Annotated in this window: 22 protein-coding genes and 4 pseudogenes; 15 read left to right on the top strand and 11 right to left on the bottom strand. The window is 69.5% G+C overall.

The genetic code is table 11. The annotated features are described in order from the left end of the window. Together ACF1BH_RS22770 and ACF1BH_RS22775 are read left to right on the top strand one after the other, a co-directional pair. Window positions 1-100: pseudogene (locus ACF1BH_RS22770) on the top strand (IS481 family transposase); the annotation flags it as partial. Between the two features lie 52 nt (window positions 101-152). Beyond that, on the top strand, window positions 153-515 hold the full coding sequence (locus ACF1BH_RS22775) for a VOC family protein (protein WP_391644938.1): 363 nt from the start codon (window positions 153-155) through the stop codon (window positions 513-515). On the opposite strand, the gene ACF1BH_RS22780 is transcribed toward ACF1BH_RS22775, so the two are convergent. Both ACF1BH_RS22780 and ACF1BH_RS22785 read right to left on the bottom strand, forming a co-directional pair. Next, window positions 493-1,364 (bottom strand): IS5 family transposase gene (locus tag ACF1BH_RS22780; protein WP_391645343.1). Its coding sequence is split into 2 segments (ribosomal slippage): window positions 493-1,037 and window positions 1,037-1,364, totalling 873 coding nucleotides; the frame shifts between segments, so codons are not numbered across the junction. The two genes, ACF1BH_RS22775 and ACF1BH_RS22780, sit on opposite strands and share 23 nt — an antisense overlap. A gap of 37 nt (window positions 1,365-1,401) precedes the next feature. After that, window positions 1,402-2,304 (bottom strand): hypothetical protein, encoded by a 903-nt coding sequence (locus ACF1BH_RS22785; RefSeq protein ID WP_391644940.1) that lies wholly within the window; start codon window positions 2,302-2,304, stop codon window positions 1,402-1,404. Between the two features lie 272 nt (window positions 2,305-2,576). Here ACF1BH_RS22785 and ACF1BH_RS22790 point away from each other — a divergent pair, with 272 nt between their 5' ends. Next, window positions 2,577-3,098, top strand: a complete 522-nt coding sequence (locus tag ACF1BH_RS22790) for a hypothetical protein (RefSeq protein WP_391644942.1) — start codon at window positions 2,577-2,579, stop codon at window positions 3,096-3,098. A 640-nt stretch (window positions 3,099-3,738) separates the two neighbouring features. On the opposite strand, the gene ACF1BH_RS22795 is transcribed toward ACF1BH_RS22790, so the two are convergent. The 3 genes from ACF1BH_RS22795 to ACF1BH_RS22805 form a co-directional block, all read right to left on the bottom strand. Next, window positions 3,739-4,185, bottom strand: coding sequence for a hypothetical protein (locus tag ACF1BH_RS22795; protein WP_391644944.1), 447 nt, complete (start codon window positions 4,183-4,185; stop codon window positions 3,739-3,741). Between the two features lie 247 nt (window positions 4,186-4,432). Then, window positions 4,433-4,585 carry a hypothetical protein gene (locus ACF1BH_RS22800; RefSeq protein ID WP_391644946.1) on the bottom strand — a complete coding sequence of 51 codons (153 nt, stop codon included), beginning with the start codon at window positions 4,583-4,585 and terminating at the stop codon, window positions 4,433-4,435. Between the two features lie 385 nt (window positions 4,586-4,970). Continuing rightward, on the bottom strand, window positions 4,971-5,495 hold the full coding sequence (locus tag ACF1BH_RS22805; RefSeq protein ID WP_391644948.1) for a GNAT family N-acetyltransferase: 525 nt from the start codon (window positions 5,493-5,495) through the stop codon (window positions 4,971-4,973). A 430-nt stretch (window positions 5,496-5,925) separates the two neighbouring features. Here ACF1BH_RS22805 and ACF1BH_RS22810 point away from each other — a divergent pair, with 430 nt between their 5' ends. From ACF1BH_RS22810 to ACF1BH_RS22820, 3 genes and pseudogenes are all read left to right on the top strand, one after another. Then, the gene (locus tag ACF1BH_RS22810; RefSeq protein WP_391644950.1) at window positions 5,926-6,084 is read left to right on the top strand and encodes a hypothetical protein; all 159 of its coding nucleotides are present in this window, start codon (window positions 5,926-5,928) and stop codon (window positions 6,082-6,084) included. A gap of 529 nt (window positions 6,085-6,613) precedes the next feature. Beyond that, on the top strand, window positions 6,614-6,829 hold the full coding sequence (locus ACF1BH_RS22815; RefSeq protein WP_391644952.1) for a DUF6243 family protein: 216 nt from the start codon (window positions 6,614-6,616) through the stop codon (window positions 6,827-6,829). A 116-nt stretch (window positions 6,830-6,945) separates the two neighbouring features. After that, window positions 6,946-7,220: pseudogene (locus ACF1BH_RS22820) on the top strand (transposase); the annotation flags it as partial. A gap of 214 nt (window positions 7,221-7,434) precedes the next feature. Here the strand turns inward: ACF1BH_RS22820 and ACF1BH_RS22825 are convergent. Together ACF1BH_RS22825 and ACF1BH_RS22830 are read right to left on the bottom strand one after the other, a co-directional pair. After that, window positions 7,435-8,403, bottom strand: coding sequence for a maleylpyruvate isomerase family mycothiol-dependent enzyme (locus ACF1BH_RS22825; protein ID WP_391644954.1), 969 nt, complete (start codon window positions 8,401-8,403; stop codon window positions 7,435-7,437). 9 nt (window positions 8,404-8,412) lie between these two features. Beyond that, the gene (locus ACF1BH_RS22830) at window positions 8,413-8,937 is read right to left on the bottom strand and encodes an AAA family ATPase (RefSeq protein WP_391644956.1); all 525 of its coding nucleotides are present in this window, start codon (window positions 8,935-8,937) and stop codon (window positions 8,413-8,415) included. Window positions 8,938-8,998: 61 nt separating this feature from the next. Between ACF1BH_RS22830 and ACF1BH_RS22835 the strand changes: the two genes are divergently transcribed. Then, a complete protein-coding gene (locus ACF1BH_RS22835) occupies window positions 8,999-9,274 on the top strand; it encodes a CU044_2847 family protein (RefSeq protein WP_391644958.1) in 276 nt (91 codons plus the stop codon). A gap of 693 nt (window positions 9,275-9,967) precedes the next feature. On the opposite strand, the gene ACF1BH_RS22840 is transcribed toward ACF1BH_RS22835, so the two are convergent. Beyond that, complete coding sequence (locus ACF1BH_RS22840) at window positions 9,968-10,963, bottom strand: LLM class flavin-dependent oxidoreductase (protein WP_391644960.1); 996 nt, start codon at window positions 10,961-10,963, stop codon at window positions 9,968-9,970. A 95-nt stretch (window positions 10,964-11,058) separates the two neighbouring features. Then, the gene (locus tag ACF1BH_RS22845; RefSeq protein ID WP_391644962.1) at window positions 11,059-12,285 is read right to left on the bottom strand and encodes an MFS transporter; all 1,227 of its coding nucleotides are present in this window, start codon (window positions 12,283-12,285) and stop codon (window positions 11,059-11,061) included. 90 nt (window positions 12,286-12,375) lie between these two features. On the opposite strand from ACF1BH_RS22845, the gene ACF1BH_RS22850 reads away from it, so the two are divergent. Both ACF1BH_RS22850 and ACF1BH_RS22855 read left to right on the top strand, forming a co-directional pair. Beyond that, window positions 12,376-13,137, top strand: a complete 762-nt coding sequence (locus ACF1BH_RS22850) for a DeoR/GlpR family DNA-binding transcription regulator (protein ID WP_391644964.1) — start codon at window positions 12,376-12,378, stop codon at window positions 13,135-13,137. Between the two features lie 134 nt (window positions 13,138-13,271). After that, a complete protein-coding gene (locus ACF1BH_RS22855) occupies window positions 13,272-13,634 on the top strand; it encodes a hypothetical protein (RefSeq protein ID WP_391644966.1) in 363 nt (120 codons plus the stop codon). A 37-nt stretch (window positions 13,635-13,671) separates the two neighbouring features. On the opposite strand, the gene ACF1BH_RS22860 is transcribed toward ACF1BH_RS22855, so the two are convergent. After that, the gene (locus tag ACF1BH_RS22860; RefSeq protein ID WP_391644968.1) at window positions 13,672-14,337 is read right to left on the bottom strand and encodes a TetR/AcrR family transcriptional regulator; all 666 of its coding nucleotides are present in this window, start codon (window positions 14,335-14,337) and stop codon (window positions 13,672-13,674) included. Between the two features lie 42 nt (window positions 14,338-14,379). Here ACF1BH_RS22860 and ACF1BH_RS22865 point away from each other — a divergent pair, with 42 nt between their 5' ends. The 4 genes and pseudogenes from ACF1BH_RS22865 to ACF1BH_RS22880 form a co-directional block, all read left to right on the top strand. After that, window positions 14,380-15,393 carry a hypothetical protein gene (locus tag ACF1BH_RS22865; protein WP_391644970.1) on the top strand — a complete coding sequence of 338 codons (1,014 nt, stop codon included), beginning with the start codon at window positions 14,380-14,382 and terminating at the stop codon, window positions 15,391-15,393. Between the two features lie 317 nt (window positions 15,394-15,710). Beyond that, the gene (locus ACF1BH_RS22870) at window positions 15,711-16,049 is read left to right on the top strand and encodes a hypothetical protein (RefSeq protein WP_391644972.1); all 339 of its coding nucleotides are present in this window, start codon (window positions 15,711-15,713) and stop codon (window positions 16,047-16,049) included. Further along, a pseudogene (locus tag ACF1BH_RS22875) lies at window positions 16,024-16,242 on the top strand (hypothetical protein); the annotation flags it as partial. The gene ACF1BH_RS22870 and the pseudogene ACF1BH_RS22875, both read left to right, overlap by 26 nt. A 262-nt stretch (window positions 16,243-16,504) precedes the next feature. Next, a pseudogene (locus ACF1BH_RS22880) lies at window positions 16,505-16,750 on the top strand (site-specific integrase); the annotation flags it as partial. A 105-nt stretch (window positions 16,751-16,855) separates the two neighbouring features. Here ACF1BH_RS22880 and ACF1BH_RS22885 read toward each other — a convergent pair. Next, the gene (locus ACF1BH_RS22885) at window positions 16,856-18,697 is read right to left on the bottom strand and encodes an APC family permease (RefSeq protein WP_391644974.1); all 1,842 of its coding nucleotides are present in this window, start codon (window positions 18,695-18,697) and stop codon (window positions 16,856-16,858) included. Window positions 18,698-18,953: 256 nt separating this feature from the next. On the opposite strand from ACF1BH_RS22885, the gene ACF1BH_RS22890 reads away from it, so the two are divergent. Then, a complete protein-coding gene (locus ACF1BH_RS22890; RefSeq protein WP_391644976.1) occupies window positions 18,954-19,703 on the top strand; it encodes a DUF4118 domain-containing protein in 750 nt (249 codons plus the stop codon). Between the two features lie 453 nt (window positions 19,704-20,156). After that, complete coding sequence (locus ACF1BH_RS22895; protein ID WP_391644978.1) at window positions 20,157-20,321, top strand: hypothetical protein; 165 nt, start codon at window positions 20,157-20,159, stop codon at window positions 20,319-20,321. Window positions 20,322-20,353: the final 32 nt, after the last annotated feature.

Raw genomic sequence — 20,353 nt, forward strand, 5'->3', positions numbered from 1 at the left:
CGACTGGCTGCACTGGTACAACTACCACCGACCCCACACCGGAATCAGCGGCCACACACCCGCCAGCCGCGTCACCAACCTCACCGAACAACACAGCTAGGGCCTCTCGTTTGGATCAAGCTGGTGCAGCGGTCCTCCGCTACAGTGTGAGGATGACGATCCGTCGCATCATGCCCAACGTCGTCACCCAGGACATCGAAGAGAGCCGAAGCTTCTACAGCGATTTCCTGGGCATGGACGTGCGCATGGACGAGCCCGGCTTCTTGATGTTGGCCTCGCCCGGTAATCCGACGGCACAGATGACCGTGGTCTCTCCTGCCGCAGAGTCATGGGATGCGCATACCGCTCATTCGACACTGGCAGTCGAAGTCGAGGACGTTGACGCCGCGTATGCCGCAGCCGAGCGCCAGGGGTACCAGGTGGTCTATCCCTTGACCACGGAACCATGGGGAATCCGACGTTTCTTTGTTCAGGCACCCGACGGAAGTGTCATCAACGTCCACAGTCACGTCTGAGGATGAAGGATCGGGCAGACCAGAGGAAGATGCCGGCGATGTAGAGTCCGGCCAGATAGACGGTGTCAGTCTTCTCGTAGCGGGTGGCGATGCCTCGCCACTGCTTCAGACGGTTGATGCACCGTTCGACCGTGTTGCGCCGCTTGTAGGTCTCACGGTCGAAGGCCGGTGGTCTGCCGCCTCGGCTGCCCCGGCGTATCCTGTGTCCGCGCTGGTCGGCGGGGACGGGGATCACTGCCCGGATGCCGTGTTTGCGCAGGTGCTCGCGGATCGCGCGGGAGGAGTACGCCTTGTCGGCCAGGACCAGGTCCGGCCTGGTGCGTGGCCGTCCTCGCCGACGGGGAACGCGCAGGCGGGCCATGACGTCGGGGAAGGCGGGCGCGTCACCGGCCTGTCCGGCGGTGAGGTGAAAGGCCAGTGGGCGGCAGCGGTCGTCGGAGGCGAGGTGGATCTTCGTTGTCAGTCCGCCGCGGGACCGGCCGATGGCATGGTCGTCAGGTTCGCCGGCCGGGGCCCCTTTTGCCGGGCCCCGGCCGCGTGCTGGTGAGCCCGCACGATCGTGGAGTCCACCGACGCCCAGTTGAGGTCCCCGCCCGCGTGGGCCTGGGCCACCAGAGCGGTGAAGACCCGCTCCCACGTGCCGTCGACAGCCCACATCCGCAGCCGGTTGTAGACACCTCGCCAGTTGCCGTACGTCTCCGGCAGGTGAACCCACTGCGTGCCGGTCCGGAACTTGAAGGCGATCGCGTCGATCGCCTCTCGATGGTCCCGCCAACGGCCACCCCGCTTCGGCGTCCGAGCCGGGAGCAACGGCTCGATCCGCGCCCACTGCGCGTCAGTCAACGACACACTCGGACCAACGACCGGCTGATCCAAACGAAACTGCCTAATCCTGGCGCCGGGGATTCTGGCTCAGGTGGGGGTCGACAGCGCCAGCTGTCTGCTGAAGAAGGTGGAGCATCCTGTCCGCGCGGCCCGGGGCCATGGCGGGGCGTGGCTGGCCGGTCTTGGGATCGAGGTCGCCGCGCCAGTCCGCGACGAGGTGGCAGAGTTCGTGGCGACGGCCGTAGCCGGTGGGGAAGGGCCACCCGTCGTCGAGGGCTTTGCTCCGGCTCAGGTCGCGGAGGCTGTCGGCTGCCCAGACGAGCATCATGCGTCCTTCGAGCGCGCGGCGGATCTCGTCGCCCGCGGTGGCCGGGTCGACCGCGCGCTCGGGGATGGTGCCCTTCGCACGTGGCGGGATCAGCCGCATCTGGAGGTCGAGTAGGACGTGGCCGTCGGAGTCGAGGGCTGTGAGGTGGGCGGCCGAGGGGGTGCGGTGCGTGCCGGCTGGGGCGGTGCCGCGTTCGGTGTAGTCGACGTGCAGGACCGCGAGGCGGTCGTCCGCCAGTAGATCGGCGGCGCAGGCGGCAGCGCGTGTACGTGCTTCGGCTGCCTGCCTCTGGCGGGCGTGCAGCATGTCGATGTGAGCGCACGTGCGGCACAGCAGCCAATCGCCGACGGGGGTGCAGGGCAGGTCGGGGCGGGCCCCGCATTGCTCGCACACGCGGGTACCGGCAGTGCCGCGGGCGGCGGCCGCGGCGAGTTGGGTTGCGCCGGCACGGGTGGCACGGGATTCGCTGATCAGGTAGAGATCGAAGACGGCGCGCCGTCCTGCGTCGTCGCGGCCCTCGACGGTGGCTCGTACAGGGCCGCCAGGCTCTCGGGGTTGGTCGAGGGAGCTGAGCTGAGTGCGGGTCATGTAGCGGTGCGGAGGCAGCGCGCTCCAGTAGGCGAAGTGCTCGGTCATCAGGTCTCCTCGGGCTCGTGGAAGCCGCTTGTCGCTGCGGCTCCGCCTCGCGAATGGGCACGGAAGGCGGAGACCGGTTGGTGCTTGGTCAGGTGCGTAGCAGTCGATGTCGGGCGAGGTCCTGTTCAGCGAAGGTGTGAGCTAGGAGGCCGGAGGGCCCGTTCCAGACGCCATGGTCCAGGTCCGGGCGCAGCGGGGTGCGCCGGATGGGCGGCGGCATGTCCGTTCTCGTACGGTCAGAAGATCGCGCGCGTGTGCCGGATGATCTCGGGATGGAATTGGATGACCCGCTGGTAGGCCACTGGAGCAGTCTCCCGTTTTCGTATGGCGTCATGGAGGCTTCTGAAATCGGGTTCCTCGGTGATGGGTGGGGGTGGAGTTCGTGGCTCAACGTCGGCTCTTTGTGCGTCACGCGCTTCAGGTGGCGGTGTCCGGAAGCCGGGGTTGTGGAACTGCGTGCGCAGTGGACGGTACAGGGAGTGCCCAACCAGGCCGTCGGTGCTTCGTCGTCCGTCTCGATGGAGCCGGCTGAGCGGGCGGATGAGATCATGCGCCATCGCTACAGCGTCGCAACTACTGTCCCGATGCCCGGAGCCGAGGCGCTGCCAGCGGTCAGCTTCAAGGAGCCGGTGGAGTTCTGCATGGAGTACGCCCGGGCGCCGGTACAGATCCGGCGCGAGGAGGACCCCACCCATCTCGTGTTGCCGTATCCGTTGCCAGAATCGGCTCCTTGCGATGATACGGCGACTTCATTGGGCGAGGATGGACGCGCGAAGGCCCGCACCTCGCGGTGATCGGACTCAGGAGGTGCGGGCGGTCTTCTCGCACACGTCGATCCAACAGGGAAGGGAACGCCGGCGGCCTCGGGCACTGCGGCGCAGGCACCTTCCCTCCCGTTGCGGCCAGGTGCGGGGCGCACTGGAACCGAAGTGTCTGCGGCGCCGGGAGCCCTCCCGCCACCGCGAACAGGGGTTCGGCTTTTGCGTGAGAAGGCCGCTGTCCGGTCCTCGCTGCGCGGGGTCGATCACCTGGTGCTCGCCGTAGATGCCTGCGCGCGCCTCACGACGCCAGGGACGCGCGTAGGCCACTGATTCAGCGGCCGCGGAACTGTCGTCGGGGTCGACGACGGTCGCCGATGGAGAGCCGTCCGCGGGGCACCGCGCAAGCCAGTCGCCGTTGGGGCGATGATTCCCGGCGGTGCTGTGGAGCTGTGCTGTGTGGGCACCGACACGCTGGCCCAGTAGCTGTTGACCGCGGCGTGGCCTTGGGATTGGGCAGCGGTGTCACCCAGGGTGCCGCGCACACCGTCGGCCTCGAAGGCCACCGGCGAGACGCCCGGCGCGTACATGTACGAGACCTTCGTCTTCGACAGCAGGCGCTCGTCATAGCGAGTGACGACCCCGCCGCGGTCGCCTGCCGCGCCGCAGATGCTTCCTATCGATCTGCCGAGCCGGCCACGGAACAGTCGAGGATCCGCCCGTCCACCGTGCCGATCAGGAGTCGCCCAGGGCAGATAAGCATGAGCGACAGCGGTACCACGGGCTGGCCGCCGACATCCAGTCGCTGCCGCCACAGCACAGTCCCGTCCGAGGTGCGCAGTGCCACCAGTTCACCGGAGTTGAAGGCGACGTAGATCGTCTCCTCGTCACCGTCCAGGGCGGTGACCGGGAAGTCGGCGGTGAAGATCCAATGCGCGGCTCCGTCCGCGAGACTCCGCCGTACGACGAAGGCGTTGCCGGGGAGTAGGCCTGCACCGTCGTGCACAGTCCCCGCGTGCACCAGGTCCCGCCCTTCCTCGGTGCCGACCTCGATACCCGGCCCGCCGAAGAGGTGCCGGGCGTGCTTGGTTTCCCAGTCGAGGGAGAACAGTCGTCGTACCACGGGTGCGGCGTCAGGACCGGCCGGGTCCACGGCAACCACCCACTTGTTCCGCCATGGCTCCCTTCTCTCACCCTGGAGGACGAGCAGTTGCCGACTGTGACGGGTCGGAAAGGAGTGATTGAAGAGGTCGAATCCCCCCAGTGGCACGCGTACCTCCGGGGTTTCTCCCGCAGGGCTGACCAGCGCGGCCGGTTCTGAGTCGCGCCGCCGGCCCCCGCCCGTGGAGCGGAGCACGAGCCAACCGTCGTCACGAGTGGTGAGCGCAGTGGAAAAGCCAACCGGGAGATTGCCGGCGCGGCTCCCACCACGGCTCCTCGCTGACAGTCACAGCCGAGGGCACGCCGATCTCGGCGAAGGAGTGGCTGCCGAGCGTATGGAGGATCGTCAGCGAATCGGACATATTGGTGGAACTCCCTGGAGGCCGAAGATCATTTTCGCATTCAACCGCATCCGACGAGCCTGCGATTTTCCCGCTCATCGCAGCGCTTGGGTACAGCTCCCCACGGCGCCAGGACGTGCAGCGTGCGCACGCTCACGCCCTGCCCCTTCTCGTTGGTGGTCGCGACCAGCTTCGGCGCGCTCCAGCTCAGCTTCGTGCCGCACACCGGAGCGTCAGGGGCGACATCCAGGGTCCGTCTTCAAACGGATCTTGCCCAGAGCAGGAATGACGCGAGACTGACCGCTGCCTTGTAGGAGGTAGCGGTCTTGTCGTATCTGATGGCATTGCCACCAGAATGGCAGCAACCCTCGTCATCTGGCTCCGAACATGATCGCCCGGCCAACTTCTAACGCAGCTCCTCCCTCAACAGCCCCATGGCGAACCGGTCATACCACTGCCCGTCCCGGTGGAACGACTGACGCAGTCGCCCCTCTTCGACGAAGCCGACCTTCTCGTAGATGTGGTGAGCCGCCTTGTTCTCCGTGACTACGGTGAGGGAGATCTTGTGCAGCCGCATGGCGTCGAACCCGTGCCGACACATGGTGCGCAGCGCGTCGGTGGCGTACCCGCGGCCCCAGTGATCCTTCTCGCCCAGGTAGATGTCCAGCTCTGCGCAGCCCGTCTCCGGCTCGGCATCCCGCAGCCGCACCAACCCGATCAACCTGTCCTCGTCACGTACCTCGATCCCGTACAGCGTGTCCCCGTACGTGTTCCGTCCCCGCTCGTCGAGGCGTTTGCGCACCCCCTCCAGGTGCTGGTCGTAATACGCGTCCATCCAGCGCATCACGTCGGGGTCGTTGTTCCACCGCCACAACGACTCCGCGTCGGACGGTGCCAGCGCACGTAGTTGCACAAGATCTCCGAGAATCATGGCGTGCATTGCACCACGGCAATGTGTGGCGCCTCCAGCGAGTTCCGCTACGGGAAGTGCACTACGTACGGCCTGATGGCGCCCACTACCTGGGCCAACCCTCCGCGGGGGCTGTGATCGCCCGGGCACGGCCTACTTGTACTGACCGGCGAGATTAGTTGATCCAGTGCCCGCTGGCCGGGCTTCGTAGTTGCTCGGTCTGGGGCAACATGGCGCGGTGAGCATCCCCGACCGGTACAGGCGCCCCAGCGGTCGCCGGCCGTGCGCGGGGACCGGATCGCGGCCGTCGACGTGGATCCGCATGGTCTGGACGAGCTGATCGGGCCCGGCACCCGCGTGCTGGATCTGCCCAGTGACGACGTGACCGTGCTGCCCGTCTTCGACGACACCCACACCCACCTGATCTCGGCGGGGGGGCAGCGCCCACGACGTGGCGGTCGACGGGGCCCGCAGCATCGCTGAGTTCCTGGACCTGATCCGGGCCCGCGCCTCGATGATGTCGTCGGGCAGCTCGTACACGGAGAACCATCCCTGCGGGCGCGGGGAGCAGCAGCAGTGGGACATCTGGCAGGGCGCCCCGACGGCCTGAGCCCTCAGTTTGGGAATCACCCGGGGCCCAGGTATCTGTATAGCTATTGGCCTGCGGAAATATGAGATGGCGGCGCCTTCGTGGGTACCTCGCCTGGCCTTTGGTTGACCGTTGTTTACCGCTACTACTGGCACGTGATGGCACGCACCGCTGTACCGATCGGGCCCTGGGCGGCATTGCCAGGATCAACAATCGATGAAGATGGCCGGTTTGCTGGCCTGGCGTCCGACGGGTGACCATCCAGGCCAGCTCGCCGTCGTCGCCGGCCGTCAGGGCGTCCCTCCCGCGTCGGCCCAAATCCGCCCCCCACTTTCCGCGGCTCCACATCGTGCTGTGGTCCGACAGCCGGGGGCGGCGAAAGTTTGGTGCGCGGGGCCGCCGGAACCGGGTAACGTCCTTGTCATGTTCTTCCAGACGTCGATTTACGAGTGAGAGCGTGACGGGCCCCTGCTGACGTCCTTCGGCGTCGCCGCGCCCGTCCCCCGCCGATGAATCTGTAGACCGTTTCACATCGTTACCGGGAGAACCTGTGACCGACAGCAAGAACATCAACAACCCCGTGGGCCAGGGCGGCGGCCAGCGCAAGAAGCTGTCCCGCGCCGAAAGGCAGAACAACGGTCCGCACCGCAACCTCGACCGCCAGAGTGCCGCCGACCGGAAGGCGGAGCTGGTGCGCAAGATGCGCGAGAAGACGGGCGCAGCCGAGGGCTCTGGGCAGACGGGCGATGCCACCACACAGAGCTGACGCACCGCCGCCGCAGAGCGGCATCGCGCCAGGGCAGCCGCAAGTCCAGCAGCCCTGGCGCACGGGCCCCAAGAACCCCGCTCGGCAGCCGCGCGGTGGTTGCGGGCGGCCGGCTGCTGGACATGAATGACGCGGCGGTGGACGGCTCGCACGTCAGGGCCCTCAAAGGGGGGCTCACACCGGACCTTCGCCAGTCGACCGCGCGCGTCCGGGCAGCAAGCACCATCTGATCGCCGACCGGCACGGAACGCCGCTGGCGATCTCGCTGACCGGCGGAAACCGTCATGACGTCACCCAGCTGATGCCCCTGCTCGACGCGATACCTCGCGGTCGCGGAGTCCGAGGGCGTCCGCGTCACCGGCCGGGCCGGCTGTTCGCCGACTGTGGTTACGGGCTCGAACTGCGTGCAGTCCGCCCGCTGTCCCGGTGTGACGATCAGGGACAGCGGACGGCAGCGGCCGTCCGCGCTCAAGTGGAGCTTGCTGGTGAACCCGCCGCGCGAGTGGCCCGGGCATTACAGTCAATACTCCCCCTGCAGTTCGTGGTCTCGCTGGCGGGGGCGCACGTCAGAGCGTCCCGCCAGCGGGGGCCCTGGGGCTGGTAGGTCAGCCCAGGTCGGGCCAGCGCAGGAAGTTCTCCAGGGTGGCGCGGGCACCCTGGCTTCGTTGGCTGTCCAGTGGGAGGCGGCCGTGCAAGGTGAGCAGCAGGTCGCTCGCTGATCCGTGCAGGTCAGCGGCCGTTTTATGTTGGCCGTCGATGACGTGTGAGCCTGATGCCGTCAGGTCAACCAGCCATGATTCGCCCTCGGCGGCGTGCAGACCGATGCGGGTCGGCTTGTGCGGCCAGGGGCCGGCGGTGCCGTGGCCGACGCCGATGAACTCGGCAATGCCGTCGAGGGCGATATCCGCAGGGATGGGCAGGGGAGCGCCGGTAGCCAGCTGGGCGTCGAAGGCGTGGACAGCGGCCTCCCGGAGCTGATGGCGAGCCACGGCACCGCTCGTCATCGGGACGTCGGAGTCGCTCCACCAAGTCCAGCAGCCCGCCGCGGGGCCCGCGGCTCGCAGGGCTGCGATCAACTCCTGGGTGGCTGCGGCAGATTCCGCCGCGAGGTTGGCTGACGGCGTGTCATCGGCCGGTGCCACGGTCGGGGGCTTCTCGTTGGGGCCGGCTACGACCGCCGCCGCCCAGAACCGATGCACCTGGGCAAGGTGCGCGACGAGGTCGCGGAGCGACCAGCCGGGGCAGCTGGGGACGCGGACACCCAGATGGGGGGGAGCCCGCGACGCTGCTGTGCAGGGCGTCAGAGCGGTCCTGGACCAGGGTGAGCAGCTCTTCGAAAGCAGGTCTCTGGGGCATCCCAGCTTCCTATCACCGGGTACTGACAGCGCCCTTCGGCTGCCACCGGGCCCGTGCGGTAGTCCAGCAGCGGTCTGTGGTTGGGCTGATGGGGCCAGACCGGGCTGGAGTCGTTCAACGCGTACGCCGCAGCTGCAGCCGGCGGGTTCCACGGCAGCCCTACCAGCGAGTCCTTGAGCGCGCCCAAGGCTGCTGTTCCCGGCGTGGAGCCGCGCCATGGTTGGGTTTCACGTGAGCGACGGCCACCGATCGGCAGCCCAACTCAGCCATCCCGACGATCCAGGAGGCGGAGCTCCGATCTCTTGCCCAGCGAGTTCGGCGGTGTCGGGCGCTTCGAAGAGCGTCCTCCAGTACACGAGGTCCGCTTCGCTAATCGGGAAGGTCTGATCCGGAGTGGCCGACTGGCGATCGACGATTCGAGCACGTTGGGTCTCATGGTCCACTGGCAGGTAAACAAGGCGGCAGGATGCCCCAGAAGACTCCACCAACCAGCGGATTGCGGACCTCTCGTCACGGGACCAGCACCCGAAATCCAGGACCACGCTGGTTCCCAGCCCGAGCGCCTCCAGACCGAGCCAGAGGAGCCGGCCTTCCAGCACGTCGCGCTTCCCGTCCGCCTCCGGCTCGCCGAACAGCGGAATCATCCACTCATCCGGCGTCAGCCGCAGGGCGCCGTGCTCCTCGGCGAGTTGCCGAGCCTTCGTGGTCTTCCCGGCCCCGGGCAGGCCGATCATCAGGAACAACGTGGTCACGTCCTGATCGTAATCAGGAGGACCGCGGCCAGGCACCGTCCGGGTCACGGACTTCCAGCAGGTGAAGGTCGGTCGGGTCGCGGAGGCGATCCAGGAGCTGCCGCAGACGTTGCAGGCGACGCCGGCTCCGGTGCGGGAGATGGTCCGCACGGTGCTGAGCGAACTGCGTGAGGACGGTCCGGAGGAGGTTGAGGTGGAGTTCGGGGTGGGGCTCGCGGCGAAGGCCGGTGTGGTCATCACCAGCGTCGAAGGGGTCGTCCATCTGAAGGTCCGTCTCAAGTGGAACAAGACGGATCCCGCCGCGACGGGGGAGGAGCCCAAGGGTGACCTCGGGTGAGGCAGACCCGGTCGAGGGGCCCGGAAGTCAACGTGGGGGGATGGCGCGGAGCTGAGGGTGGCTGGTGGTGCGGCGCCGGCCGTATCGGTGGTGAAGGTGCTCAGGGCCGACGGGAGAGTGGCCGGGGCGGGTTTCCTCGTCGACGACGGCACCGCGATGACCTGCGCCCACGTGGTGCGGGCCGCCCGGCAGGCCCCCGGGGGGGGACACGTCACGGTGGCATTCCCGGGCGCCTCCCGGACGCGCCGGAAGTCTCCGCCACGGTCCTGACCGAGGGACGGCGAGCACCGGAAGGCGACGACCTCGCCGTCCTGCGCCTGGAGGGCGTTCCCGCAGGCGTCGGGGGTGACCATGCGGTCGTCGACGCGGGACCAGCTGTCGATGTCGGTCAGGCGCAGTTCCTCGATCGTGTCCGCATCGGCGGGGCGGGACAGGGCGCGCAGGACGTCGCTCCAGTACGCGGCAGGGGTCTGCTGCCCGGCGTCGTAGGGCGGTCGCAGGGTCCAGTAGGCGGTGGTGAAGGCATCCAGGGAGGTGCCGGCGCGGGCGGCCATCTTCTCCAGGGCGCCCGGGCGTTGGTGGCGGGCGATGACGCCGAAGAGGTCGAAGAGGATGATGCGGCGGTCACTGGACATGAGGGTGGTTCCTTTTGGTGCGGGGTCGAACTCGTTTCGATCTGTGGGGTGTTCGGGTTTATGGGTGGTGGGGCAGGGCGCGGGCGAGTGAGGTGAGGGCTCTTCGGGCGTCGGGGCCGGCGGGGGCGAGGACGACGCTGGTGGCGCCTGCCGCGTGGCGGGCGCGGATCGCGGCGCGTGCCTGGTCGGGGGTGCCGGTGATGCTCAGCTCGCGCACCCATGCGTCGGGCAGGGTGCGGGCGAAGTGTTCGGCGTCGATGCAGGCGGCGCGGTGCTCCCGCAGCTGAGTGGCGAAGGGCATGGGGGCGATGTGGGCGGCCCAGTCCGGTTCGCCGATGTCCTTCAGGGCGGTGCGGGCGCGGGCGAGGGCGCCGGCCTCGTCGTCGTCGACTGCGGCCGCGTCGTAGGTGACGACGTACGGCTCCCGCAGGGGCGCGGTGCCGGTGTGCAGGTGGTGCAGGGAAGCGGTGATGTAGGCGGGGGCGGCGGGTTCGGCCAGCAGGAGTCCGTCGGCGACCTGGCCCGCCGCGGCCTGCGACTTGGGGCCGCGCACGCCCAGGATGACCGGGGGCACGACGTCGGGGGTCTCGGTGAGGACGACGTCCTCGGCGTGCACGTAGCGGCCACCTCCCGGGCCGGGTTTGCCGTGCAGGAGCAGCCGTAGCGTGGTGGCGTACTCCTTGAGGAGGGTGAGGGGGCTGGCGGGCCAGGCCCCGGTCTGGCGCATCCAGTCGGGCATGCCGTGGCCGATGCCCGCGATGAGGCGGCCGGGGAACATCTGGGCGAGGGTGGCCAGTTCCATCGCGGCGAAGGAGACGTTGCGGGCGCCGGCGGGCAGGATCCCGATGCCGACGGTGAGGTGTGCGGTGCTGGCCAGGACGGTGGCGGCCTGCGCGAGGCCGCCGCGCCAGCCGAGGTCCTCGACCACCCAGAGCTGGTCGAAGCCCAGCTCCTCGGCGCGGCGGGCGTAGGGCAGCACTTCGTTCACGGGCAGGTCACGGGGCAGCATCACGCCGACACGGCCGCGGTCCGAGGCGGCGTTGGGCTGGGACATCGAGGGCTCCTGGCACGGGTTGGCATCGACAGGGTCGGGTTCATGGCGGGGGGGCCTGCGCGGCGCGGGGGTCAGGGTCCGTGCCGCGCAGGCGGTCAGCGATCGCTGCAGGCCGCCTTGCGCGGGCGGCCGGAGGCCACGCGCACGGTGGAGCGGCCCGGGCGCAGGACTCCTGCGGCCGCGCTGGCGATCAGGCAGAACAGGGTGAGCAGGAGGAAGGCGCGGTTCAGCGGCACCAGGTGGGTGAGCCAGCCGATGACGGCGGGGCCGGCGAGCATGCCGACGTAGCCGAGCCCGGAGACCCGCGAGACGGCGGCGCCCGCGTTCGCCGGGTCTGCATGCCCGGCCGCGCTGAGCAGCTGGGGCACGCAGCCGGACAGGCCCAGGCCGAACAGCGCCCAGCCGGCGAACGCGCCCCCTGCCCACGGGGTGACGGCCACGGCGGTGATGCCGACGGCGGCCAGGGCGGCGCCGCAGCGCAGGATCGCCATCGGCCCGAACCGGGCGACGAGCCGGTCTGCGAAGAGTCGGCCGGTGGTCATCAGCGCCGCATAGGTGCCGTAGGCGAAGGCGGCGGTGGAGACGGAGGCGCCGAGGATGTCCTTCATGTGCAGGGCGCTCCAGTCGTTGGCGGCGCCCTCGCACAGCATGACCATGAAGGCGAGCGCGGCCAGGAACCAGATACGGCTGGCCGATACGCCCCGCTTCACCTGCGGGTCCGCAGCCTGCCCGGCCGGACCGGAGGCGGCGTCGGCGGCGGGCCGGGTGGTGGGCAGCACGGAGCGGGCCGCCACCAGTGCGGTCACGATGCCCGCTACCGCGATGATGCCCATGGTCACGGCCGTGTGCAGGCCGGCGCTCGTGGCGGCCGCCACGAGCAGCGCGGCCAGCACGCCGCCGATGGAGAAGGTGGCGTGGAAGGCCGACATGACGGGCCGCCCGTACGCCTTCTCCACGTGGACGGCGTGGGCGTTCATGCTCACGTCCAGGCAGCCGTTGCAGAACCCGAGGACGAGCAGGGCCACCGCGAGCGTCCACACACCGTGGGCCAGGGCGGGCAGGACCAGGGCGGCGCTGCACAGCACCGCGGAGGTCGGCAGCACCAGGCGGGCCCCGAGGCGGTCGGTCAGCGGCCCGGTCACCTGCATGCCCAGGAAGGCGCCGCCGCCCAGGAGGACCAGCAGGCCGCCGAGGGTGGCGTGGCTGATGCCCACGCGGTCCTCGATCGCGGGGATCTGCACCACCCAGGTGCCCATGACGGTGCCGCACAGGGCGAAGTAGACGAAGGTCGCCACACGGGCGGCTCGAAGCGAACGTCCCATGCGATCCACCGTAACGAACATAAATCATGTTCGAAAGTCTACGAAGCTAACAAGTCACTTGTTCGTTTCGTAGTGGTGTTCAATCGCGGTATGAGCAACGCAGACCGGCACGGACTGATCGTCAAGGCCGTCAGGGACTCCGGCGGCGCCACCGTGCAGGAGCTCGCGCAGCTGACCGGGGCCTCCGAGATGACCATCCGGCGCGATCTCGACACCCTCGCCGCCCAGGGCGCCCTCGAACGCGTCCGCGGCGGCGCCCGCACCCTGCTGCTGCGTGGTGAGGAGCCCCCCTTCGCGCTGCGCGCCCACGAGGCGACCGAGGCCAAGCAGAGCATCGCCGCCGAGATCTGCGCGCTCATCACCGACGGCGAGAGCGTCCTGCTGGACAGCGGTACCACCTGCCTGGAAGTCGCCCGCCTGCTGCGCGAGCGCCCCGTCACCGTGATGCCCCTGTCACTGCAGGCCATCCACCTGCTCGGAGAAACTCCCGGCCCGGCCACCCTGGTGGTGCCCGGCGGCCAGCCCCGCGCCGCCGAAGGATCCCTCACCGGCCCCCTCACCCTCGCCTCCCTGGCAGCCTTGCGCTTCGACACCGCGATCATCGGCTGCTGCGGCCTGAGCGCTGCCGACGGCCTGACCGCCTACGACCTCGACGACGCCGCCGTGAAGAAGGCGGGCATCGCCTCCTCCCGCCGCGTGATCGTCGCCACCGACGGCAGCAAACTCGGCCACACCGCCTACGCCCACGTAGGCCCCGCCAGCCTCGCGCACACCGTCGTCACCGACACCACCGCACCCGCCGACGAAGTCACCGCACTCGGCAACGCCGGCACCACCGTCAAAACCGCCTGACCGGCCCGTCGTGCGTTGGCACCGCACCGGCGCACAACTCGGCGCATGGCCCGGAGGCTTGTGGCCCTCTGGGTCTCTGCCTCGGCGATGTGTGACCGGAAGAGGTCCTTGAGGTCGAGGTGCTGGTGGGTCAGATGCCATCTCTTGACGTCGGCCTCGACGGCGAGTTGGGAGACACCGAGTCGGCCGCTGGAGCGCTGGGGCTTCCCGGTGACCAGCCGGTTCATCGCGGCGATGATCGCCCGCCGGGCGGGATCCGTCTCGTGCTCGATCGAACGGTTCCTCGAAGCGGCCACGTCGAGGGCGCCTGTGAGGTCGGCCTTCCCAGCTCGATTTGTGCTCTCGGAGATCACCCGCTGATCCACGTCCCCGGGGCCCTCCTGCCTGGCTGCGCTGACCATCCGGGCTCGCCCGTCGGCAGTTACACCACCGCCCGGCGCGTGCTCGGCAGCACGGTGAACTTCCGTCAGGGCGCGGATCCCTGCCAGGAACGGTGAGCGGTAGTGGGTCGGCGGTGTTCCGTGAGCGCAGTTGTCAGCTCGGGAAGCGACGGTGGTGAGCGATCAGGGGGAGAAAGATCTGGTCCACCACTTCGGTGAGGGCGGCTCGGGAAGGGGGGAGGCGGGTGAGAAGCGTTTCGCCGACCACCAGGGTGAAGGGCAGCGTGGCGACGCGTGCGGGGATGGACGTTTGATCGAGCTCACCGCGTTGTGCGGCGCGGTCGAGCACCGTTGCCATCGCGGACCGGCCCGCCTGCTGGGTGCGTTCCTGGAGGTAGTGGGCGAGGTCGCTGTCGCGGGTGCGCTCGTCGGCGAGTACGCCGAGGACGGGTGCGATCTCTGTCATGCGCAGGGTGAGGCGCTGCAGCAGGGCGAGGACGTCGGTGCGCAGGGCTCCCGTGTCGGGTGTGGGGGGTGGCAGCGGTGGTGTCTGGTGACGCAGAGCGGCCAGGACCAGATCGCGGCGGCTGGGCCACCGGCGGTAGAGAACGGTTCTGCTGGTTCCGGCGCGGGCCGCCACGGCCTCGAACGTCAGCTGCTGGTAGCCGACGGCGAGGAGTTCTTCCCACGCTGCCTGGAGCAGGGCGGCTTCCAGGGCGGCGCCCCTGCGACGCCGTGCCGGACGGGCACCGGTGTCGTCGACGGAGGAGCCGCGCGCGGACTCGGCGGGACGCGGGGCGCCGGTTTCCTTTTTGGGCACGGTGTGTATCTTAACTTCAAGTTAAGGTACACGCTGAACCCTATGGGGGTCCTGATGCGCGGCAAGGGTGTGCAGTACGACACCGGAACGTTCCCCGACGGCAGCAACACCCGCTACACCTTCGATCCCCACGTGGTGGAGCGTGAGATGCGCATCATCGCCGACGACCTGCACTGCACCGCCGTGCGCGTCACCGGTGGCGACCCCGAACGCCTCAGCGTCGCGGCCGAGCACGCGGCCACCGCCGGACTGGACGTCTGGTACTCGCCGTTCCCCTGCGAGATGACCGAAGACCAGATGCTGCCCTACTTCGCCGACTGCGCCGACCGCGCGGAGGCGCTTCGCCGTGCCGGAGCCACCGTCGTCCTGGCCACGGGGTGCGAACTGAGCCTGTTCGCCTGCGGCTACCTCCCCGGCGGCACCTTCTCCGACCGTATGCAGGCCCTGCGCGCCGCCCCCGAAGAGCGGGCGGCCGCGCTCGCGGAGATCCCCGAGCGCGTCAACGGCTTCCTCGGCGAGGTCGTCAAGGTCGTCCGGCCCAGGTTCGGCGGCCCGATCAGCTACGCGTCGATCCCGATCGAGCAGATCGACTGGCGCCCGTTCGACATCGTCGGCGTCGACGCCTACCGCAACAGCCGCAACGCCCTCACCTACCGCCGACAGCTCAGGCAGTATTTCTCCCACGGCAAACCGGTGGTCGTCACCGAAGCCGGCTGCTGCACCTTCCAGGGTGCCGCCGACCTCGGCGCGGGTGGCTGGACCGTGATCGCGCCAGACGGCCGCGTCAGGCCCGGGACGATCCGGGACGAGGGCGAGCAGGTCCGCTACATGAACGAGTTGCTCCCCGTGTTCGAGCACGAAGGCGTCGACACCGTCTTCTGGTTCAGCTTCGCCGGCTTCGAACTGCCGCACCGGCCGGATCCCCGCATCGATCTGGACCTCGGCTCCTACGGCATCGTCAAGATGCTCGACGATGGCGCTCAGGCCCGCGCCTACCCCGGAATGCACTGGGAGCCGAAGGAAGCCTTCCATGCCCTTGCCGAGCACTACGGGTGAGAACAGTCCACGACCGTACGGTGCTTGAAGCGTCGAGGGCGGATCCTGACCGCCAGCAGTTGGCATGCGGGGCGCGGACACTCCGGCCGATCAGGTGCCCAGAAGACGCCGCCTGCGCGGAGCCTGTGCCAGCGGCCACCGTTTCCACGGCTGGGCGTCACCGGCCTCGCCGACCCCGATCCAGTAGGTGTCAACTGCTGAACCGCCGCAACCGCGGCACGTAACTGGCGGCCGCCGAGCCGCTGTCCTGCTGGTCCTTGAAGAAGCGAGTGTCCTGGTGGAGTTCTTGGGGGCATTTCTGGGGGCCGGTCCCGTGGATGATCGAAGCGGCCCTGGTGCTGACGGCGGCGACGATCCGGTGGGCGGATTTCGCGATCATTGCGGTCTTGTTGCTGCTGAACGGGGTCGTGGGGTTCTGGGAAGAGCATCAGGCGCAGAACGCGATCGCGGCGCTCAAGGAGCGGCTGGCGAAGGTGGCGCAGGTCAAACGCGCCGGGGCGTGGACGACGGTGCCGGCAGTGGAGCTGGTTCCGGGAGACCTGGTGCGGATCGGCCGCGGGGAGGTGGTGCCCGCGGACGGGAGGGGGTCGGGGGGAGGGGGAGGCGGACGAGTCGGCGCTGACAGAGTCGCTGCCGGTTCCCAAGAACCCTGGTGACGGCATGTACTCGGGGTCTGCGGTGCCGCGGGGCGGCCCGGTGGCGCGTGTGCTGGCCACGGGCGTGGAAACGGAGTTCGGCCGCACAGCGGAGCTGGCGGGGCGGGCGGCACCGGTGAGCCATTTCCCGCGCGCGGTCATCAACATCGGTAAGTACTTGAGCCTGCTCGCGCCCGGCCTGGTCGTTGCGATCATTGTGCTGTCGTTGCTGCGGGGGAGCGGAGTGGCGCGCACGCTGGAGTTCGCTCTGGCTGGTGGTCATCGCCTCGGTTCCGGTCGCTCTGCCGGCGGTGCTGTCGGTGACGATGACTGTCGGAGCCCGGTATCTGGCCAAGCGGGAAGCCGTGGTCAGTCACTTGCCCGCGGTGGAGGAGACGGCCGGGGTGGACGTGCTGTGCGCCGACAAGACCGGCACCATCACCCGCAACGAGCTGGCTGTCGCCGACGTCGTCGTCTACGGACAGGCGCGTGCCCTGTTGGACGGGCACACCGCGGTGCGCGGGCCCGGAACGGGCTGGGACCTGCATCAGTACCGCCGCTCCGCCCTGACCCATCTCGGCGAGGCCGGGGCGAGCCTGCTGATGCTGATGGCGAAGTCCCGGCACAAGAAGCCGGAGAACGTCCGCCGCTACTTCAAGCCGTCTCCGGAGGCCATCGCGGAGCTCACCAGCCCGCTTGCTCCGGGCGGCAGCCGCCGCTGAATCTTCGGGTCGCGGGCCGCTGTTTCCACGGGGTGAGACGCCTCGGGTTGCGCTGACCGGTCTCGGCGGGTACCGGCGCGTCTTCCTGCCCTGTGTCTGGGGGCGTCAGCGAGTCAGTTCGAGGGGGAAACGCAGGCGGCAGATGACGGCGTCGGTGTGGTGGCGGATGGCGCGGTCCAGGACGGCGCCGCGCTGGTTTTGCAGCAGGCGCTGCCATGGCTTGGGCAGGTGCATTTCGGGGATCAGGACGACCAGGCGGTCGTGACTGTCCTGGGTGCTGAGCGCGTGCAGGTAGTCGACGATTGGCCGGGTGAGGGAGCGGGTGCGGCTGTGCAGCACGGTGAGCGGCACATCGGGTTGCCAGGTGTTCCATGCCTGGCGGACCTCGTCGGCGGAGTGTGCTTCAGGGTCTTCGGGGTGGACGACGGTGACGGCGCGGACCTCGTCACCTAGGGAGAGGGCGGCGCTGACCGCTTCCTGGGTGAGCAGGTTGACCGCGCCGACCGGGATGACGACCAGCGAGCGGCGTGTTTGTGGCGGTGCGGGTACCTCGCCAAGGTGGAGGGCGGTGCCGATGCGCCGGTAGGTGCGGTGGACCGCTTCGAACAGCGTGACCAGGACGGCGACGGCGAGGAAGACCAGCCAGCCGCCCTCGTGGAATTTCGAGATCAGCTCGATGGCCAGGGCTGCGGCTGTCAAAAAGGCGCCCAGGCCGTTGAGGGCGGCGCGCGCGGGCCAGCCGGGACTGCCTTCCTCGCGCCAGTGCCGGACCATGCCGGCCTGGGAGAGGGTGAAGCCGATGAACACCCCGATGGCGAAGACCGGCACCAGCTTTTGGGTGTCGCCCTCGGCGACGATGAGCAGCGCCAGGGCGGTCGCCGCGAGCACCACGACGCCGTAGCGGTAGACCTGCCGGTCGGCACGGAGGCCGAAGATGTGGGGCAGGTGGTTGTCACGGGCCAGCAAAGAGGTGAGCACGGGCATGCCGCCGAAGGAGGTGTTCGCGGCGAGCGCGAGAAGCACCATGGTGGCGAACTGCACGATGTAGAAGCCGGCGTTGCGCCCCAGAGCGGCCTCGGTCAGCTGGGCGAGGACGGTCTGGGTGGCGCTGGGGGCGACGTGGAACTTGCCGATCAGCAGGGACAGGCAGATCAGCATGGCCCCCAGCAGCGCCCCGAGGGCGACTTCGGTGCGCTGCGCCCGCTTGACCCGTGGGGTGCGGAAGGTGGGGACGGCATTGGCGATGGCCTCGACTCCGGTCAGGGCCGAGCAGCCCGAGGCGAAGGCCCGCATCAGCAGCAGTGCCCCGACGGTGGAGGTGGTGGAGGCGGTGGAGTGGACGGGCTGAACGGCCGGATGGGCGCGTAGCAGGCCGGCCAGGACCACGGCTGCGATCGCCGCGATGAACACCACGGTCGGGGCGATCATCACCTTGGCCGACTCGGCGACCCCGTACAGGTTGACGGCGGTGATCAAGGCCAGGACGAGCACGCACAGCAGCACCCGCTCGCCGTACAGGGCGGGGAAGGCGGAGGTGAGCGCGGCGACGCCGGCGGAGACCGAGACCGCGACGTTGAGGACGTAGTCGATGATCAGGGAGGCGGCGGCGATCAGGCTGAGGCGCCGTCCCAGATGGCGCCCGGCGACCGCGTAGGCGCCCCCGCCGTTGGGGAAGGCCGCGATCACCTGGCGGTAGGAGAACGTGAGGGCGGCCAGGAGTACCACGATCGCCAGCGTGACCGGCAGCGTGAACTGCAGGCCGCGGCTGCCGGCCACCGCGAGGACGACGACGATCGCCTCGGGTCCGTAGGCAACGGATGCCAGCGCGTCGAGGGACAGAGCGGCCAGCCCCTGCGGGACGGTCAGCCGGTCCCGTTCCCGGGGTTCACCCTCCGCCCCGGCAACGCGGCTGTCCGCGCCACCGGCGTCCTCATCGTCTGCAGCCACCAGGCCCCCTCCACGTCCATGTCGTCCAGCCGGAACCCAGCTTCACTGAATCTAAAGGGGACGAGCACCTCAAATCCCTGGTCAGAGCGTCAGGAAGACGTCAAGCGCACCCGTATGCCACCTGATCCAGGTCCCGTAAGCCACAGGGGAGGACCAGCGGCCACCGCCGCGACCCCGCAGGGCGGTGGGCCACTGCCTGCATGCCATCCGGACAAAGGGGATTCTTCGTGATAGGCAGTGCGGTGGAGGTGGACAGATGGCCCGGTATCCGCTTCGGGACCGCATCGCGCTGGCGGCAGCCCTGGCGGGCCCGCTGCTGGTCGCGCTCCTTCTGGTGCCCTTCCGAGGCGGCGTGTCGAGCACGAACCTGGCCCTGATCCTGGTGGTGGTCATCGTGGCCGTCGCCGCTGCCGGCAGCCGTCTGGCCGGCGCGCTGGCTGCCCTGTCCACGGCCGTGTGGTTCGACTTCTTCCTCACCCGGCCCTACCAGAGCTTCACGATCGGTCACGGCGGGGACATCGCCACCGCGGCCCTGCTGCTGGCGGTGGGCCTGGCGGTGTCGCAACTGGCCGCCCACGCCCGGAAGCTGGAGGTGCTTGTCGTCACGGACGCCGACTACCTCTTCCGCGTCCATGACACCGCCCAGCTGGCTCAGTCGGCCTCCTCCGCCGATGCGGTCGTCGACCACGTCGAGCAGCAACTCACCGACCTGCTACAGCTGCAGCAGTGCCGTTTCGAGTACGGCTCCCTCCTGGGCCACCCCGCCCGCCTGGAGCAAGACGGTAGCGTCACCGTCGGACGCAAGCGATGGGACGTGGACCAGCTCGGCTGGCCCCAGGAGGAGATCGAGTTGCGTGCCAGCGGAGGCGGCCGGTTCCAGGGCCGATTCATGCTCAACCCGGCGCCGGACACCCGCCCCGCCCTGGAAGCCCGCTTGGTCGCCGTGACCCTCGCTGACCAGGCCGGCGCCGCTCTGGACACAGCCGGCCCCAGCCCACAGCAGTAGCCTCCGGCCGGATTCACAAGACCACGGCCGTCACTCGTCCCCGGAGGCGTCCGGATCGTGCATGGGCCGCAGGCCGCCAGACAGGTCCGGGAGCTGGAAGGAGTACTACCGGCCGTATGTCGATGTGGTGCCGCATGAACGGTCAGGCTCCGCAGCGCCCCGCCGTAGCCCAGCGGGCTTCCGATGCGGCTACGCACCGCCGCCATGACGGCGCGCGGCGCCCGGCCCGCTTGGTACGAACTCGGGCGGAAGGAAGGTGCCGCGATCAGCCAGAACGCGCTCGCGGCGGCGCGGGCTGCGGGGATGCACGCGGTCGACGTACGCCCGTACGTGACGTCCCGTCGGTGATCCTTTCGTCTCACGCTGCGAGGCGGACGTTCAGTTCCTCTCCGGACTCGGCCCCGACTCCCCACCGCCCACCCCACATTCGACGGAGGAGCTGTGCGCAACGCTTTGAGTATCTGGCGGCCACGATCGCCGTGGTCGCCGCACTCCTGGTGCCAGATCCCGCAGGAACCCAAGTGCCTCGACCTCACCGACGGCGCCTTCCAGCGCCTCGGCGGCGTCATCGACCCCGACCAGGGCCATATCGAGGTGACGGAGGACGTGCTGCCGTAGGAGCGACGTCGGCGCGGTCCCAGCCGGAGAGG

The organism is Streptomyces sp. NPDC014733 (assembly GCF_043083385.1).
In the GTDB taxonomy this organism is placed as follows: Bacteria; Actinomycetota; Actinomycetes; order Streptomycetales; family Streptomycetaceae; genus Streptomyces.